The organism is Variovorax sp. 278MFTsu5.1, assembly GCF_048305045.1.
Classification (GTDB): Bacteria; Pseudomonadota; Gammaproteobacteria; order Burkholderiales; family Burkholderiaceae_C; genus Variovorax; species Variovorax guangxiensis.
In genome coordinates this window covers 4,685,455-4,699,373 of the sequence record NZ_CP157622.1, presented here as the reverse complement: position 1 = coordinate 4,699,373, position 13,919 = coordinate 4,685,455, and the positions used below count along the sequence as shown (strand labels likewise).

General features: G+C 68.9%; 13 protein-coding genes. 2 read left to right on the top strand and 11 right to left on the bottom strand.

Annotated elements, in window-relative coordinates; translation table 11 throughout:
- Nucleotides 1–28 precede the first annotated feature (28 nt).
- The 4 genes from ABL844_RS21875 to gnd form a co-directional block, all read right to left on the bottom strand.
- Complete coding sequence (locus tag ABL844_RS21875; RefSeq protein WP_418128875.1) at nucleotides 29–1,288, bottom strand: efflux RND transporter periplasmic adaptor subunit; 1,260 nt, start codon at nucleotides 1,286–1,288, stop codon at nucleotides 29–31.
- Nucleotides 1,289–1,292: 4 nt separating this feature from the next.
- Entirely contained in the window at nucleotides 1,293–4,514 is a 3,222-nt protein-coding gene (locus ABL844_RS21870) for an efflux RND transporter permease subunit (protein ID WP_418128874.1), read from the bottom strand.
- Between the two features lie 188 nt (nucleotides 4,515–4,702).
- Nucleotides 4,703–5,254, bottom strand: a complete 552-nt coding sequence (locus ABL844_RS21865; protein WP_369661525.1) for a GNAT family N-acetyltransferase — start codon at nucleotides 5,252–5,254, stop codon at nucleotides 4,703–4,705.
- Between the two features lie 15 nt (nucleotides 5,255–5,269).
- Nucleotides 5,270–6,694 carry a decarboxylating NADP(+)-dependent phosphogluconate dehydrogenase gene (gnd, locus tag ABL844_RS21860; RefSeq protein ID WP_418128873.1) on the bottom strand — a complete coding sequence of 475 codons (1,425 nt, stop codon included), beginning with the start codon at nucleotides 6,692–6,694 and terminating at the stop codon, nucleotides 5,270–5,272.
- Between the two features lie 160 nt (nucleotides 6,695–6,854).
- Here gnd and ABL844_RS21855 point away from each other — a divergent pair, with 160 nt between their 5' ends.
- Both ABL844_RS21855 and ABL844_RS21850 read left to right on the top strand, forming a co-directional pair.
- Nucleotides 6,855–7,823, top strand: a complete 969-nt coding sequence (locus ABL844_RS21855; RefSeq protein WP_418128872.1) for a helix-turn-helix domain-containing protein — start codon at nucleotides 6,855–6,857, stop codon at nucleotides 7,821–7,823.
- Between the two features lie 100 nt (nucleotides 7,824–7,923).
- Complete coding sequence (locus tag ABL844_RS21850; protein WP_126024858.1) at nucleotides 7,924–8,652, top strand: alpha/beta fold hydrolase; 729 nt, start codon at nucleotides 7,924–7,926, stop codon at nucleotides 8,650–8,652.
- A 12-nt stretch (nucleotides 8,653–8,664) separates the two neighbouring features.
- Here ABL844_RS21850 and ABL844_RS21845 read toward each other — a convergent pair whose 3' ends face one another.
- The 7 genes from ABL844_RS21845 to ABL844_RS21815 form a co-directional block, all read right to left on the bottom strand.
- The gene (locus tag ABL844_RS21845; RefSeq protein ID WP_126024859.1) at nucleotides 8,665–9,282 is read right to left on the bottom strand and encodes a 3'-5' exonuclease; all 618 of its coding nucleotides are present in this window, start codon (nucleotides 9,280–9,282) and stop codon (nucleotides 8,665–8,667) included.
- Complete coding sequence (locus ABL844_RS21840; RefSeq protein ID WP_126024860.1) at nucleotides 9,279–9,707, bottom strand: TfoX/Sxy family protein; 429 nt, start codon at nucleotides 9,705–9,707, stop codon at nucleotides 9,279–9,281. Before ABL844_RS21840 ends, ABL844_RS21845 begins: the two co-directional genes overlap by 4 nt.
- A gap of 61 nt (nucleotides 9,708–9,768) precedes the next feature.
- Nucleotides 9,769–10,158: a VOC family protein gene (locus ABL844_RS21835; RefSeq protein WP_126024861.1), complete on the bottom strand. Its 390-nt coding sequence runs from the start codon at nucleotides 10,156–10,158 to the stop codon at nucleotides 9,769–9,771.
- 31 nt (nucleotides 10,159–10,189) lie between these two features.
- Nucleotides 10,190–10,684, bottom strand: coding sequence for a GNAT family N-acetyltransferase (locus tag ABL844_RS21830; protein ID WP_240650801.1), 495 nt, complete (start codon nucleotides 10,682–10,684; stop codon nucleotides 10,190–10,192).
- Nucleotides 10,685–10,734: 50 nt separating this feature from the next.
- Entirely contained in the window at nucleotides 10,735–11,619 is an 885-nt protein-coding gene (fghA, locus tag ABL844_RS21825; RefSeq protein WP_184641410.1) for an S-formylglutathione hydrolase, read from the bottom strand.
- Nucleotides 11,616–12,545, bottom strand: a complete 930-nt coding sequence (locus ABL844_RS21820; RefSeq protein WP_418128870.1) for an alpha/beta fold hydrolase — start codon at nucleotides 12,543–12,545, stop codon at nucleotides 11,616–11,618. Before ABL844_RS21820 ends, fghA begins: the two co-directional genes overlap by 4 nt.
- Nucleotides 12,546–12,777: 232 nt before the next feature.
- Nucleotides 12,778–13,884, bottom strand: a complete 1,107-nt coding sequence (locus tag ABL844_RS21815) for an S-(hydroxymethyl)glutathione dehydrogenase/class III alcohol dehydrogenase (protein ID WP_184641409.1) — start codon at nucleotides 13,882–13,884, stop codon at nucleotides 12,778–12,780.
- Nucleotides 13,885–13,919: the final 35 nt, after the last annotated feature.

The window sequence follows — 13,919 nt, the reverse complement described above, 5'->3', positions numbered from 1 at the left end:
GCGGCCGCGCAGGGCAGTCGCGCCAGCGTCACGCCGGCTCCTTCTTCGCCCCGGCAGGCGCCGCCTTGGCAGGAGGCTGATCAGGCGCGACAGCCACGATGTCGCCTTCGGCCAGCGAGTCGGAGGGGTTCAGCACCATGCGGTCGGTGCCTTGGAGCCCGTCGATCACTTCCACGTTCTCGCCGTAGTTGCGCCCCAGCGTCACAGCGCGCAGGCCGACGCGGCCCTGTGCATCGACCACCGCGATGCGCGTGCCCTCGGCGCGGAACAGCAGCGCGTTCGCCGGCACGGTGAGCGTGCGGCTCGCCGCCAGCGGCAGCGATACCTGCACATAGGCGCCCGGCAGCAGCGCGCCGTCCTTGTTGGGCAGCGAGATCTCTACCTGCATCATCCGCGTGGTCGTGTCGATGGCGCCCGAGGTTCGCGCCACTTCGCCCTTGAAGGCCTGGCCGCGCAGCTCGGCCTGCGTCACCACCACCGGCTGGCCGGCCTTCACCAGCTGCGCGTAGGCCTGCGGCACGTTGACGTACACGCGCAGCGGATCGGTCTGCGCCAGCATGAAGAGCGCGCGCCCGGCGCCGCCGCCCGCGCCCGCGTCGATCAGGTCGCCCACGTCCACGTTGCGCCGCGTGATCACGCCCGAAAACGGCGCCACCACGCGCTTGAAGCCCTCGGTCTGCTTGAGGCGCTGCACGTTGGCGTCGGCCGCCGCCACGTTGGAGGTGGCCTGCGCGACGGCGCTGCGGCGCTCGTCCAGGTCCTGCTGCGAAACCACGTCCTTCTTGCGCAGCGCTTCCCAGCGATCTGCCGTGCTGCGCGCCAGCTCCAGCCCCGAGGCGGCCTGCGCGCGGGCGGCGACGGCCTGCGAGAGCTGCTGGTCGATCTCGGGCGTCTCGATCTCGGCGAGCAGCTCGCCCTTTTCGACGCGGCTGCCGATGTCCCTGGTCCAGCGCTTGAGGTAGCCGCTGGCGCGCGCCGAGATGGGCGACTGCACGAAGCCCTGCAGCGTGCCGGGCAGCGACAGCGTCTGGCCCGCGGTGGGCATGCGGGGCAGGGCGGTCTGCACGTACTGCTTCGCGCGCTCGGCGGTGCCGGCCTCCAGCGCGCGGGCGTTGGCGATGCGCACGAACACGGTGCGCGCCGCGCCCAGCGCCAGCAGCACCAGCACGATCAGCACCAGCCAGCGCGTGCGCCGCACGATCTGCCGGCGGCGCAGCAGCTGCTCGCCGTCGCCTTCCTCGACGGCGATGGGGTGGATGGCCAATGCCGAATGGCGTTGCTCCGTCATGGAATCAGTTCTCCTGGGGGGCGGTCGTGCCCGCTGGCGGTTGATGCTGTTGATGCTGCGCGGCCTCGCGCGCCGCCCGGCGGTGCGCAAGCCGACTGTGCACTCCCGCGAACACGGCGGGCACGAAAAACAATGTCGACACCGTGGCGAAGACCAGGCCGCCGATCACCGCGCGGCCCAGCGGCGCGTTCTGCTCGGCGCCTTCGCCCAGGCCCAGCGCCATCGGGATCATGCCGATGATCATCGCCAGCGCCGTCATCAGCACCGGCCGGATGCGGGTGGCACCCGCTTCCAGCGCGGCCGACAGCGGCGGAATGCCCGCGGCCAGCCGCTCGCGCGCGAAGGACACCAGCAGGATGGAGTTGGCCGTGGCCACGCCCATGGTCATGATCGCGCCCGTCAGCGCGGGCACGCTCAGCGTGGTGCCGGTGATGAACAGCATCCACGCGATGCCCGCGAGCGCGGCCGGCAGGGCGGTGATGATGATGGCCGCGTCCAGCCACGACTGGAAGGTGACCACGATCAGCAGGTACACCAGCACGATGGCCATCGCCAGCCCCACGCCCAGGCCGATGAAGGACGACTGCATCGTCTGCACCTGCCCGCGGATCTCGACGCGGCTGCCGCGCGGCAGCGTGGGCCGCATTTCGTCGACCAGCTTCTGCACCTTCGAGGCCACGCTGGCGAGGTCGGTGCCCTGCACGCTCACGTAGACGTCGATCACCGGCGCGATGTTGTAGCGCGACATCACGGCCGGCTGGCGCGCGGCCTGCGCGTCGACCAGGTTGCCCAGCAGCTGCTGCGAACCGCCCGCCGCCGGCGTGCCGCTGGCGCCCACCGGGATGTTCAGCAGCGAATCCAGCGAGTCGACCACGTACTGCGGCGACTGCACCGCGATGCTGTAGACCACGCCGTTGGCCGGGTTCAGCCAGAAGGCGGGCGCCGTCTGCGAGCTGCCCGACAGTGCGATGAGCACGTTCTGCCCCACGTTGGCGGCGGTCAGGCCGTATTGCTGCAGCCGGGTGCGGTCCATCTGCAGGCTCAGCGCGGGGCCGTCCAGGCGCTGGTGCACGTGGGCGTCGACCGCGCCGGGGATCTGGCGGATCGCCTTGGTCAGCTCGGCCGCGCGCGCCGCGTTGCCCGCCATGTCGTTGCCGCTGAACTGCACGTCGATGGCCGCGGGCAGGCCGAAGTTCAGGATCTGCGTGACGATGTCCGCCGGCTGGAAGAAGAACTCGATGCCCGGAAAGCGCTTGGGCAGCTCCGCGCGCAGCAGCGACACGAACTGCTCGGTGGGCTTGTGGCCTTCCTTCAGCGACAGCAGCAGCTCGCCGTCGAAGGTGCCGATGGTGCCGGCGTTGCTGTACGAGAGGTTGATACCGCTGTTGGGCACGCCCAGGTTGTCGAGGATGGTCTCCAGCTGGTCGGGTGGCACCAGCTCGCGGATGGCGGCCTCCACCCGGTCGGTGAGGCGCGCCGTTTCCTCGATGCGCGTGCCGGTGGGCGCGCGCAGGTGCAGGCGGATCTGGCCGGCATCCACCGTCGGGAAGAAGTCGCGGCCCAGCGCGGGGTAGAGCAGGCACGACAGCAGGCAGAAGCCGAGGAACAGGCCGATGAAGCCCGCGCGCTTCGACAGCACCGCCGACAGCACCAGCGTGTAGGCGCGGCGCACGCGCTCGAAACGGCGGTCGAAGGCGCGGTAGAGGCGCTGCAGGGCGCTCTGCCTGGCGCCTTCCACCGGTTGCGCCGAATGCGCACCGCCCATCAGCAGCATCACCAGCGTCGGCACCAGCGTGCGCGACAGCAGGTAGGACGCGATCATCGCGAACACCACCGCCTCGGCCAGCGGCACGAAGAGGAAGCGCGCCACGCCCGAGAGGAAGAACATCGGCACGAACACGATGCAGATGCACAGCGTGGACACGAACGCCGCCGAGCCGATCTCGCCCGCACCGACTTCGATGGCTTCCTTCAGCGGCGTGCCCATGTGCAGGTGCCGCTCGATGTTCTCGATGGTCACGATCGCCTGGTCGACCAGGATGCCCACCGAGAGCGCGAGGCCGCCCAGCGTCATGAGGTTGAGCGTCTCGCCCAGCGCGTAGAGCACCAGGATGGACGCCAGGATCGACAGCGGAATGGTCAGCCCGATGATGAGCGTACTGCGCCAGTTGCCCAGGAAGATCAGCACCATCGCGGCCGTGAGGGCGGCCGCCAGGATGGCCTCGAACACCACGCCCTTGACGGCCGCCTTCACGAACACCGACTGGTCGAACAGCGGCGTGATCTTGATGTCCTCCGGCATCGTCTGGGCGGCGATGGGCAGCATCGCGCGGATGTTGGAGACGATGTCCAGCGTGGAGGCGCCGCCGTTCTTCAGCACCGACAGCAGCACGCCGCGCACGCCGTCCTGGCGCACCACGTTGGTTTGCGGCGAGAAGCCGTCGCGCACGTAGGCCACGTCGCGCAGGTAGGTGGTGGCGCCGTTCACCGTGCGGATCGGCAGGTCGTTCAGGCCCGCGATGGCATCGGGCGAACCGTTCATTCGCACGTTGTATTCGGTAGCGCCGAACTTGGCCGTGCCCGAGGGAAGGATCAGGTTCTGCGTGTTCACCGCGTTCACCACGTCGGCCGGTGAGAGGCCGCGCGCCTGCAGCGCCTGGGTGTCGAGGTCGACCGAGATCAGCCGGTTCTTGCCGCCATAGGGAAAGGGAATGGCCGCGCCCGGCACGGTGATGAGCTGCGGCCGCAGCTGGTTGACGGTGGCGTCGAAGAGGGAGTTTTCAGAGCGCGTGGGGCTCGACAGAGCCAGCTGGATCACCGGCACGCTGGAGGCCGAGTACTTGATGACCAGCGGCGGCGTGATGCCCGGCGGCAGCTGCCGCACCTGCGCCTGCATGGAGGCCACCACCTGCGAGATGGCCATCTCGATGTTGGCCGTGGGCTGGAAGAACACCTTGATGATGGCCACGCCCGCCAGCGACTGCGATTCGATGTGCTCGATGTCGCTCACCGTGGTGGTCAGCCCGCGCTCCACCTGGCCCGAGATGCGCTGGCCCATCTCCTGGGCCGGCAGGCCGGTGTAGTTCCAGATGATGCTGACCACCGGGATGTTGATTTCCGGGAAGATGTCGGTCGCCATGCGCGCCAGCACGAAGGGCGTGGCCAGCACGATCAGCATCGCCATGACGATGAATGTGTACGGACGACGCAATGCGAGCTGGACCATGGCGAAGGCTCTCTGCTTCCGGCGGAAAAAGGTTTTGCATCATAAGGAAGTAGATTTAGGTTTGCAGGCGCCCGCGAACGAGGTGTGGCGCTTTACCAAAAGGCCACGTGCGGGCGTGCGGCAGCAGGCCGGGGCCGGGCGCCCAGGGCGAAGGAAGGGGGAAGGTTCGGCCGCCGGCCGGCCGAAGCTCAGGCGGCCGGGGCCAGCGCGAGCCGCAGCCGCGTCACGTTCGGGTTGCCCGGATCGCGCTGCACGCTGAAGCCCAGCTTGCGCGCCAGCGCCAGCATGGCGGTGTTGTCGTAGAGGGTGATGTCGGCCAGCTGCCTCACGCCGGCCGCCCTGGCGGCGTCGATCAGCTTGCGCATGAGCTTGGACGCCAGGCCGCGGTGCTGCCAGGCGTCGGCGATGACGATGGCGAACTCGGCGACCTGCGCCGTCTCCGGCGTCTCGCCCCGCACGTAGCGCGCCACGCCCATCTGCTGCTCGGCGCCGTCGGCCATGGTGGTCGCGATGAGCGCCAGCTCCCGGTCGTAGTCGATGTGCGTCATGCGCCACAGCTCGTCGGGCTGCGGCGTTCGCGGCGAGAGCAGGCGCCGGTAGCCGGTTTCCTTCGAGAGGCCGTTCACGAAGGCGGTGTGCATCGCGAGATCTTCGGCGCGGATCGGGCGGATGCGCACCGGGGTGCCGTCGGGCAGTTGCCAGTCCTCGACCAGGTGGCTGGGGTAGTCGAGGGCCGGCATGGGGTCACACGGTGTTCAGCCGATCACTTCGGGCCAGTCGGTGTGGAAGAACTGGCCTTCGGGCTTGTCCACGCGCTCGTAGGTGTGGGCGCCGAAGAAGTCCCGCTGCGCCTGCAGCAGGTTGGCCGGCAGGCGCTCGGTGCGGTAGCTGTCGTAGTAGGCCAGCGATGCGCTGAAGGCCGGCACCGGGATGCCGTTGCTCACCGCCAGCGCCACCACTTCGCGCCAGCTCTGCTGGGTGCGGTTGAGCAGGTCCTTGAAGAACGGGTCGAGCATCAGGTTGGCCAGCGCCGGGTCGGTGCGGAAGGCGTCGGTGATGCGGTTGAGGAAGCGCGCGCGGATGATGCAGCCGCCGCGCCAGATCGAGGCGATGCCGCCCAGGTCGAGGCCCCAGCCTTTCTTGTCGCCCATGGTCTTGATGAGGTCGAAGCCCTGCGTGTAGCTGATGACCTTCGAGGCGTAGAGCGCGTCGTGCACCTTGGCCACCAGCGCCTTCTTCTCCACCGACAGTTCGATCTTCGGCCCCTGCAGCTGCCTGCTGGCAGCCACGCGCGCCTTCTTCTGCGACGAGAGCACGCGCGCTTCCACGGCGGCGTTGATGGTGCTGATGACCACCGCGTTCTCGGCCGCGTTGATCAGCGTCCACTGGCCCGTGCCCTTCTGGCCGGCCTTGTCGAGGATCACGTCGACGATCGGCTTGCCCGTCTCCGGGTCTTTCTGCTCGAGCGCCTTGGCGGTGATCTGGATCAGGTAGCTCTGCAGCTCCCCCTCGTTCCACTCGTTGAAGATGGCGGCCATCTCGTCGGTGCTGAAGCCGGCGGCCTTGAACAGGCTGTAGGCCTCGCAGATGAGCTGCATGTCGCCGTACTCGATGCCGTTGTGCACCATCTTCACGTAGTGGCCCGCGCCGCCGGGGCCGATGTGGATGACGCAGGGCTCGCCGTCCACCTTGGCCGAGATGCTCTCGAAGATCGGCTTCATCACCTCCCAGGTGGAAAGCGGCCCGCCCGGCATGATCGACGGTCCCTTGCGCGCGCCTTCCTCGCCGCCCGACACGCCCGCGCCGATGAAGCGCAGGCCCTTCGATGCGAGGTATGCGTCGCGGCGCTCGGTGTCGGTATAGAGGCTGTTGCCGCCGTCGATGACGATGTCGTCCTTGTCCAGCAGGGGAATGAGCTGCTCGATCACTTGGTCGACCGGCGCGCCGGCCTTGACCATGATCTGGATCTTGCGCGGCTTCGCCAGGCTTTGCACGAACTCTTCCAGCGTCTTCGCGCCGACCAGCTTCTTGCCCGGGTTGGCGGCGATGAAGGCCTCGGTCGTGGCCTCGGTGCGGTTGTAGACGCTGACCTGGAAGCCGCGGCTTTCCACGTTCAGAACGAGGTTCTGGCCCATCACGGCCAGGCCGATCAGTCCGAAGTCGCTTTGCTTGTTGCTCATGGCCTGTGGTGTCCTTCCTTCGTGTATGTGCAGGCGGGGCGGCGCCCCGCGCACCGGTTTGATTCGAGGGCCATTGTGCCGATGTGGCGCCCGGCGGGGCGTCGGAGGCGGTCTAAACCCGATTGGCAAGCGGGTCCGCCTTGGCTATGTTCATTCCCCCATGAGCCACGACGCCATCCACCGCTGGTCCACCGACGCCGTGCCGCCCTCGCAGCGGCTCGACTACTGGGTGGGCGCCGTCTGCGAGGGCTTCCTGGAGATGGACGTGACGAGCCCCAAAGCCGGCAGCTTCGGCGCCACGCTCGAATCGGCGCCGCTGGGCCCCATCGTGGTCAACCAGGTGCGCGGCAGCGCGCAGGACGTCTACCGCACGCGCCGGGCCATCGCCCACAGCCGGAACAACTACTTCTACCTGCTGTGCAAGGCCGACTCGGCCTGGGTGGCGGTGCAGGACGGCCGCTCGGCGCGGCTTCTCCCGGGCGACGCGGTGTTGGTCGATTCGCGCCGGCTCTACGAATTCCACTTGCTGCAGTCGGCCGACACCATCTCGATCGAGCTGCCCACCGCCTGGGTCGATGCCTGGATTCCCGATGCCGGCGACCAGGTGGCGCGGCGCATCGACGGGCAATCGGGCTGGGGCGGCGTGCTCAGCGGCTTCGTTCGGCAGCTGACGCCCGAGTTGGCGGCGAAGCCCCCGATGCCCGCCGAGCTGCTGAGCGACCAGCTCGGCAGCCTGCTGGCCCTGGCCACGGGCAGCGGCGCCGCAAATGAGCCGGACAAGGGCAGGGCGGCGCTGCGCCGCCGCGTGCTCGACGCCACGCGCGAGCGGCACGCCGAGTGCGGGCTCACCGCGGCGAGCGTGGCGCGCGGGCTGGGCATTTCCGAACGCAGCCTGCACCGCTGCCTGGTCGCCGGCGAAAGCAGCGCACAGGGGCCCACAACCTTCGCCGCCGCGCTCGCCGGTTTCCGCATGGCGGCCGCGCGCCGCATGCTGGCCGATGCACGTTTCGACCGTCTGGGCATCGCCCAAATCGGGTATCGCGTGGGCCTGGCCGATGCATCACACTTTGTTCGCCAATGCCGTGCGCACCTGGGCGCCACACCCGGCGAACTGCGGCGCCGGCGCTGAACTGGCGCGAACCGGCCATCCGCGTGGCAGGCATCGGCCATTCGCGGCATCGCCCCGTTCCTAAAGTCCCTCTGCATCGAAACAACGAAAGAGACTTCCCATGTCCGATACCTATGTCCTGGTCCACGGCGCGTGGCATACAGGCGCCGAGATCGAAGCCGTGGCCGACGGCGTGCGCGCGGCCGGCCACACCGTGTACTGCCCCACGCTGGCGGGCAACAACCCCGGCGACGACCGTTCCAGCACCGGCCTCGAAGACGCCATCGCCTCCGCCGTGCGCTACATCGAGGAGAAGGACCTGACGCAGGTGCGCCTCGTGGGCCACAGCTACGGCGGCATGGTGATCTCGGGCGTGGCCGACCGCATCGCCCACCGGCTCAAGCGGTTGGTGTACATCAACGCCTTCGTGCCGCTGGACGGCGAATCGCTCAACGACATGGTGCCGCCGCACTACGTGACGATGTTCGATGCCGTCGCCGCGGCCAACGGCAACGCGGTGACGCTGCCCTTCGAGATCTGGCGCGAGGCCTTCATCAACGACGCCGACCTCGCGACCGCGCAGGCCGCCTACGAGAAGCTCAACCCCCATCCGTACCGCACCTTCACGGACAAGATCCGCCTGAGCCAGCCGCTGGCGGCGCTGGCGCTGGGCAAGTCGTACCTGAACTGCCAGCAGGACACCGCGATGCCGCACGGCCTGCCGTGGCATCCGCGCCTGTCGGAGCGGCTCGGCCTGTTCCGCCTGGTGGAGTGTCCGGGCAGCCACGAGATGTTCTTCTCGAACCCGCAGCGGCTCGCGCAGGCCGTCATCGAAGCCGGGCGGGACTGAGCACGGGGCTCTTCAGCCGCCGCCGAAGAGCGCGTCGTACACGCGGATCGACGCCCAGGCGTCGTTCGCGGCGTAGCGGATCTGCGCCTCGGTGAGCTGCCGGTTGGCCCAGTTCGAGGTGGTCGCCTTGCGCGACTTGACGAAGCGGCGGCCGAACACCAGCGCCACCGCCGCCTTCACGCCCACCGACCTGCGGTAGCCGCGCCGGCGGAACTCGTCGTCGATGTCGAACACGGCCTTCGGCTCGATGTTCAGCCGGTTGCGGATCAGCGTCAGGTCGCCCGACAGGCCGAAGCCGACCTTGCGCAGCTCGGTCGAGGCGATCAGCGCGGCCACCACCGGATTGCACTCGGTGCGGTGCAGCTGGAACAGCCAGGCCGCATCGCGCGTGGCGAACTGCACCACGTGCGGGCCGCCCGACACTTCGTTCTTCGCGAAGGTGGGCTTCGATTCGGTGTCGAAGCCCGCGATGCCGGCCGCCAGCAGCGTGGCGGCGGCGCGCTCGGCCTCCTGCAGCGTGGAGACGACCACGACGTTCGCGGCGGTCAGGGTTTCGAAGGGGTCGAGCAGCGCGATCTGTTCGCGCTCGGGCAGGGGCGGGAGCGCGGGGTTGTTGCGGCGCTCGTTCACCGGGCGGCTGCTTTCGTCGTGGTCTTTTTCTTCTTCACGGGTGCTTTCTTGGCCGCCGCCTTCTTTGCAGCTGGCGCTTTTTTCGGTTTCTTCGGCTTCGGCGGCTGGCCCGAGCGCAGTGCCGCCTCGTAGGCGAGCCGGCCCCAGCGGGCAGCCTCCTCGCGGTCCTCGAAGAGGTCCGCCGGGGCGAGCCGGTACGACATCGGCATCGCCTTGCCCTGGCGCATGTAGGTGAAGGGCTGCAGGTTCAGCCTGTCGAAGTGCGGGGCGCTCTCGGCGTCGGACTTCAGGTAGAGCGTTTCGTTGGCGACCAGCGCGATCATCCGGCCCTCGTGCCAGACGCCATGGCCGCCGAACATGCGCCTGGTTTCGATGCGGCCCAGGCGCTCGAAGATCTCGTGCAGGCTTTGGACGAACTCGCTCATCGGCGTGCCTTCGTGCTTCGCACTGCGGCGCGAGCTTGCCTGGGGCGGCCCGGCGCGGCACTCATGCGGTGATCTCGATGCGGTTACCGTCCGGGTCGAGCACCACGCTCTCGTAGTAGCCGTCGCCGGTGCGGCGCGGGCCGTCGAGCAGCGGATAGCCGTCGGCCTTCAGGCGTTGCGTGAGTTCGTCCACGGCGGCGTCGGAGCCCACGCTGATCGCCAGGTGCGTCCAGCCCATGCGCTGGGCGCCGGCTTCGGCCGGCAGGGGCGAGAGCGTGCTGGTGGTCATGGCCTCGATGCGCGCGCCGTCGCCCAGGCTCAGGAAGCAGGAGGCGAAGCCCTTGGCCGGGTTGACGTAGCCCGCGCCCGCGGTGGCGCCGAAGTAGTCGACGTAGAAGCGCTTGCAGCGTTCGAGATCGGTGGTCCAGAGTGCGATGTGGTCGATGCGCATGGGGAAGCGAAGAAGGAAGGAAATCGGCCGCTCAGGCGATGCGCCACGGCGGGCGCGAGGGCGACCAATGGTAGGCGATGCGCTCGCGGCCGCTCGTGGGGTGGCGGTCGGCCGCGCCACGCTCCAGCCCGTAGCGTTCGTAGAAGCGCTGCGCCGAGGTGTTGCCGGCCGCCACGTGCAGCCGCCAGCCGTTGGGAATGCGCACGCAAGCCTCGTCGAGCAGTGCCTTGCCCAGGCCCTGGTTGCGCAGATGAGGCTCGACGAAGAGCTGGGCCACGTACTCGCGCCTCACGAGCAGCACCATGAAGGCCAGCACCTGGCCTTCGCGCTCGGCCAGCACCACGTCGGCGGGCGGGCCGAACTCGGTATGCACGCGATGCAGCCAGTGGGCGATGGGCTCGATGTGCGGCACGTCGCGGTTGGCGGAAATCCAGGCGCGCCGCCAGATGCCCGCCAGCACCATGTTCTCCTCGGCGCCGCCTTCGCGCGACCGCAGGTGGAAGACCGGAGTTTGGGCGGCGGACATGATGCGTTTCATGATACGGCGCGGGGCCGCCGCGGTCGATGGGCCGTGCTCTAGCTGGAGGCCCGCAGAGTCTGCGCGTGGTGCGCGATGTGGTCCGCCATGAAGCTCTGGATGAAGTAGTAGCCGTGGTCGTAGCCCGCGTGGCGGCGCAGCGTGAGCGGCTGGCCGGCGGCGAAGCAGGCGGCCTCGAAGGCCTCGGGATGCAGCTGCTCGGCCAGGAATTTGTCGTCCAGGCCCTGGTCGATGAGGATGCCCTGCGGATACGGCGCCGTGACCTGTGACTTCATGAGCGCGCTGGCATCGTGCGCCAGCCATTGCGCGCGGTCGGCGCCGGGCTCGCCCAGGTAGCCCGCGAAGGCCTTCTCGCCCCATGGGCACTGCGTGGGCGCGCAGATCGGCGCGAAGGCCGACAGCGACCTGAAGCGCCCCGGATGCCGAAGCGCCAGCGTGAGCGCGCCGTGCCCGCCCATCGAGTGGCCGAAGATGCCGATGCGCTCGCCGTCGATCGGGAAGTGCCTGGCCACCAGCGGCAGCAGCTCCTGCACGATCCAGCTTTCCATGCGCCAGTGCGTGGCCCAGGGCTCGGCCAGCGCGTCGAGATAGAAGCCGGCGCCGATGCCGAAGTCCCAGTTGTCCCTGGCGCCGGGAATGCCTTCCACCTCCGGGCCGCGCGGACTGGTGTCGGGCGCGATCAGCGCGATGCCCAGGCTGGCGGCCATGCGCTGCGCGCCGGCCTTGATGGCGAAGGTCTCCTCGTTGCAGGTCAGGCCCGCGAGGTAGAGCAGGGCGGGCACGCGCTCGTGCGCGGCCTGCGGCGGCAGGTAGACCGAGAAGCGCATCGGCAGGCCGATCTCGAGCGAATGGTGCTCGACGAAGCGCTGCAGGCCGCCGAAGGCGCGGTGCTCGGAAAGCAGCTTGGGGGTGTTGTCGGTCATTGGGGGTTCTTGTCGTTGCTGCGCAGTGCCGGCACGAACTCGAGCACGGCGTCGGCGAAGGTGCGTGGCGCTTCCTGCGGCAGGTTGTGGCCGGCCCCGGGCACCAGCCGGTGCGAGCGCGGGCCGCCGAAGCGGTTGGCGTGGGCGGAGGCATCGGCCGGCGGGCGCACGCCGTCGTCGATGCCGTCGAAGGTGATGGCAGGCACAGTGATCGTCGGCTGGGCCGCGAGGCGGCGCTCGATGTCGGCGTAAGCCGGGTCACCCGGCACCAGGCCGAACCGGTGGCGGTACGACTGGATCACCACGTCCACGAAGTCGGGATGGTCGAAGGCGGCGGCGCTGCGCTCGAAGGTGGCGTCGTCGAACTTCCAGGTGGGCGACCACAGCTTCCACAGCAGCTTCGTGAACGCCTTGCGGTCTTTCTGCAGGCCGGCGCGCCCGCGTTCGCTGTGGAAATAGTACTGGTACCAGAGGCTGTGCTCGTTGTCGGGCGTGTCGGGTTCCATCGCCTTGGCGATATTCTGGATGTTGTAGCTGTTGAGGGACACCAGCCCCGCGCAGCGCTCGGGCCACAGCGCCGCGACCACGCAGGCCGCGCGGCCGCCCCAGTCGTAGCCGGCCAGCACGGCGCGCTCGATCTTCAGCGCGTCGAGCAGCGCAAGCAGGTCGGCGCCCAGCGCAGCCTGCTCGCCCGAGCGCGGCGTGGCCTCGCTCAGAAAGCGCGTGGCGCCGTAGCCGCGCAGGTACGGCACGATCACGCGGCAGCCGGCGTCGGCCAGCATGGGCGCGACTTCGGCATACGTGTGGATGTCGTACGGAAAGCCGTGCATCAACAGCACCGGCGGGCCGTCGGCGGGGCCGGCTTCGTAGTAGGCGACTTCGAGGACGCCCGCCTCGATCCTGCGCAGGGGTTCCATTCTTTCCATCACGAGATCATCTCCAGTGAATGAGTAGATGCCTTTGCCAGGAACACCGCGGAACCGGCTTTGCCGGGCCGCAGGTGTTGCCCCCTGCAAGGGGGGTTGGCGCAGCGACACGAAGTGCGCGAAGCCTGGGGGTGAGTCCGAGGCCACCGCGGAACCGGCTTTGCCGGGCCGCAGGTGTTGCCCCCCTGCAAGGGGGTTGGCGCAGCGACACGAAGTGCGCGAAGCCTGAGGGTTAGTAAATCACCACGCCGCGGATGGATTCGCCGCGCTTCATCAGGTCGAAGCCGTCGTTGATCTTCTCCAGCGGCATCGTGTGCGTGATCAGGCTGTCGATGTCGATCTTGCCTTCCATGTACCAGTCGACGATCTTCGGCACGTCGGTGCGGCCGCGCGCGCCGCCGAAAGCCGAGCCTTCCCACTTGCGGCCGGTGACCAGCTGGAACGGGCGGGTGCTGATCTCGGCACCGGCCTCGGCCACGCCGATGATGATGCTGCGGCCCCAGCCCTTGTGCGTGCACTCCAGCGCCTGGCGCATCACCTTGGTGTTGCCGATGCACTCGAAGCTGTAGTCGGCGCCGCCGTCGGTCAGCTGCACGATGGCATCGACCACGTTCTCCGTGTCCTTGGGGTTGATGAAGTGCGTCATGCCGAACTTGCGGGCCATGGCCTCGCGCGCGGGGTTCAGGTCGATGCCGATGATCTTGTCGGCGCCCACCATCTTCGCGCCCTGGATCACGTTCAGGCCGATGCCGCCGAGGCCGAACACCACCACGTTGGCGCCGGCTTCCACCTTGGCCGTGAAGATCACCGCGCCGATGCCGGTGGTCACGCCGCAGCCGATGTAGCAGACCTTGTCGAACGGTGCGTCCTCGCGGATCTTGGCCAGCGAGATCTCAGGCGCGACCGTGTAGTTGCTGAAGGTGCTGGTACCCATGTAGTGGGCGATGGGCTTGCCGTCGAGGCTGAAGCGGCTGGTGCCGTCGGGCATCAGGCCCTTGCCCTGCGTGCCGCGGATGAGCTGGCACAGGTTGGTCTTGCGGCTCAGGCAGAACTTGCACTGGCGGCATTCGGGCGTGTACAGCGGAATGACGTGGTCGCCCTTCTTCAGCGTGGTGACGCCGGGGCCGACGTCCACCACGATGCCCGCGCCCTCATGGCCCAGGATGGCGGGAAAGATGCCCTCGGGGTCGGCGCCCGAGAGGGTGTAGTAGTCGGTGTGGCAGATGCCGGTGGCCTTGATCTCGACGAGCACTTCGCCGAACTTCGGGCCTTCGAGGTCCACGGTTTCGATGGTGAGCGGGGCGCCTGATTTCCAGGCGACGGCGGCTTTGGTCTTCATGATGTTCGATCTCGGAAGCGGGGAATGGGAGGGGA

What these genes read in the sequence shown, in the direction of transcription:
- ABL844_RS21820 (WP_418128870.1), bottom strand. Translation starts at nt 12,545, where the DNA reads ATGGAAAGAATGGAACCCCTGCGCAGGATCGAGGCGGGCGTCCTCGAA.
- ABL844_RS21855 (WP_418128872.1), top strand. Translation starts at nt 6,855, where the DNA reads ATGAGCCACGACGCCATCCACCGCTGGTCCACCGACGCCGTGCCGCCC.
- ABL844_RS21875 (WP_418128875.1), bottom strand. Translation starts at nt 1,288, where the DNA reads ATGACGGAGCAACGCCATTCGGCATTGGCCATCCACCCCATCGCCGTC.
- fghA (WP_184641410.1), bottom strand. Translation starts at nt 11,619, where the DNA reads ATGACCGACAACACCCCCAAGCTGCTTTCCGAGCACCGCGCCTTCGGC.
- ABL844_RS21835 (WP_126024861.1), bottom strand. Translation starts at nt 10,158, where the DNA reads ATGCGCATCGACCACATCGCACTCTGGACCACCGATCTCGAACGCTGC.
- ABL844_RS21840 (WP_126024860.1), bottom strand. Translation starts at nt 9,707, where the DNA reads ATGAGCGAGTTCGTCCAAAGCCTGCACGAGATCTTCGAGCGCCTGGGC.
- ABL844_RS21815 (WP_184641409.1), bottom strand. Translation starts at nt 13,884, where the DNA reads ATGAAGACCAAAGCCGCCGTCGCCTGGAAATCAGGCGCCCCGCTCACC.
- ABL844_RS21830 (WP_240650801.1), bottom strand. Translation starts at nt 10,684, where the DNA reads ATGTCCGCCGCCCAAACTCCGGTCTTCCACCTGCGGTCGCGCGAAGGC.
- ABL844_RS21850 (WP_126024858.1), top strand. Translation starts at nt 7,924, where the DNA reads ATGTCCGATACCTATGTCCTGGTCCACGGCGCGTGGCATACAGGCGCC.
- gnd (WP_418128873.1), bottom strand. Translation starts at nt 6,694, where the DNA reads ATGAGCAACAAGCAAAGCGACTTCGGACTGATCGGCCTGGCCGTGATG.
- ABL844_RS21865 (WP_369661525.1), bottom strand. Translation starts at nt 5,254, where the DNA reads ATGCCGGCCCTCGACTACCCCAGCCACCTGGTCGAGGACTGGCAACTG.
- ABL844_RS21870 (WP_418128874.1), bottom strand. Translation starts at nt 4,514, where the DNA reads ATGGTCCAGCTCGCATTGCGTCGTCCGTACACATTCATCGTCATGGCG.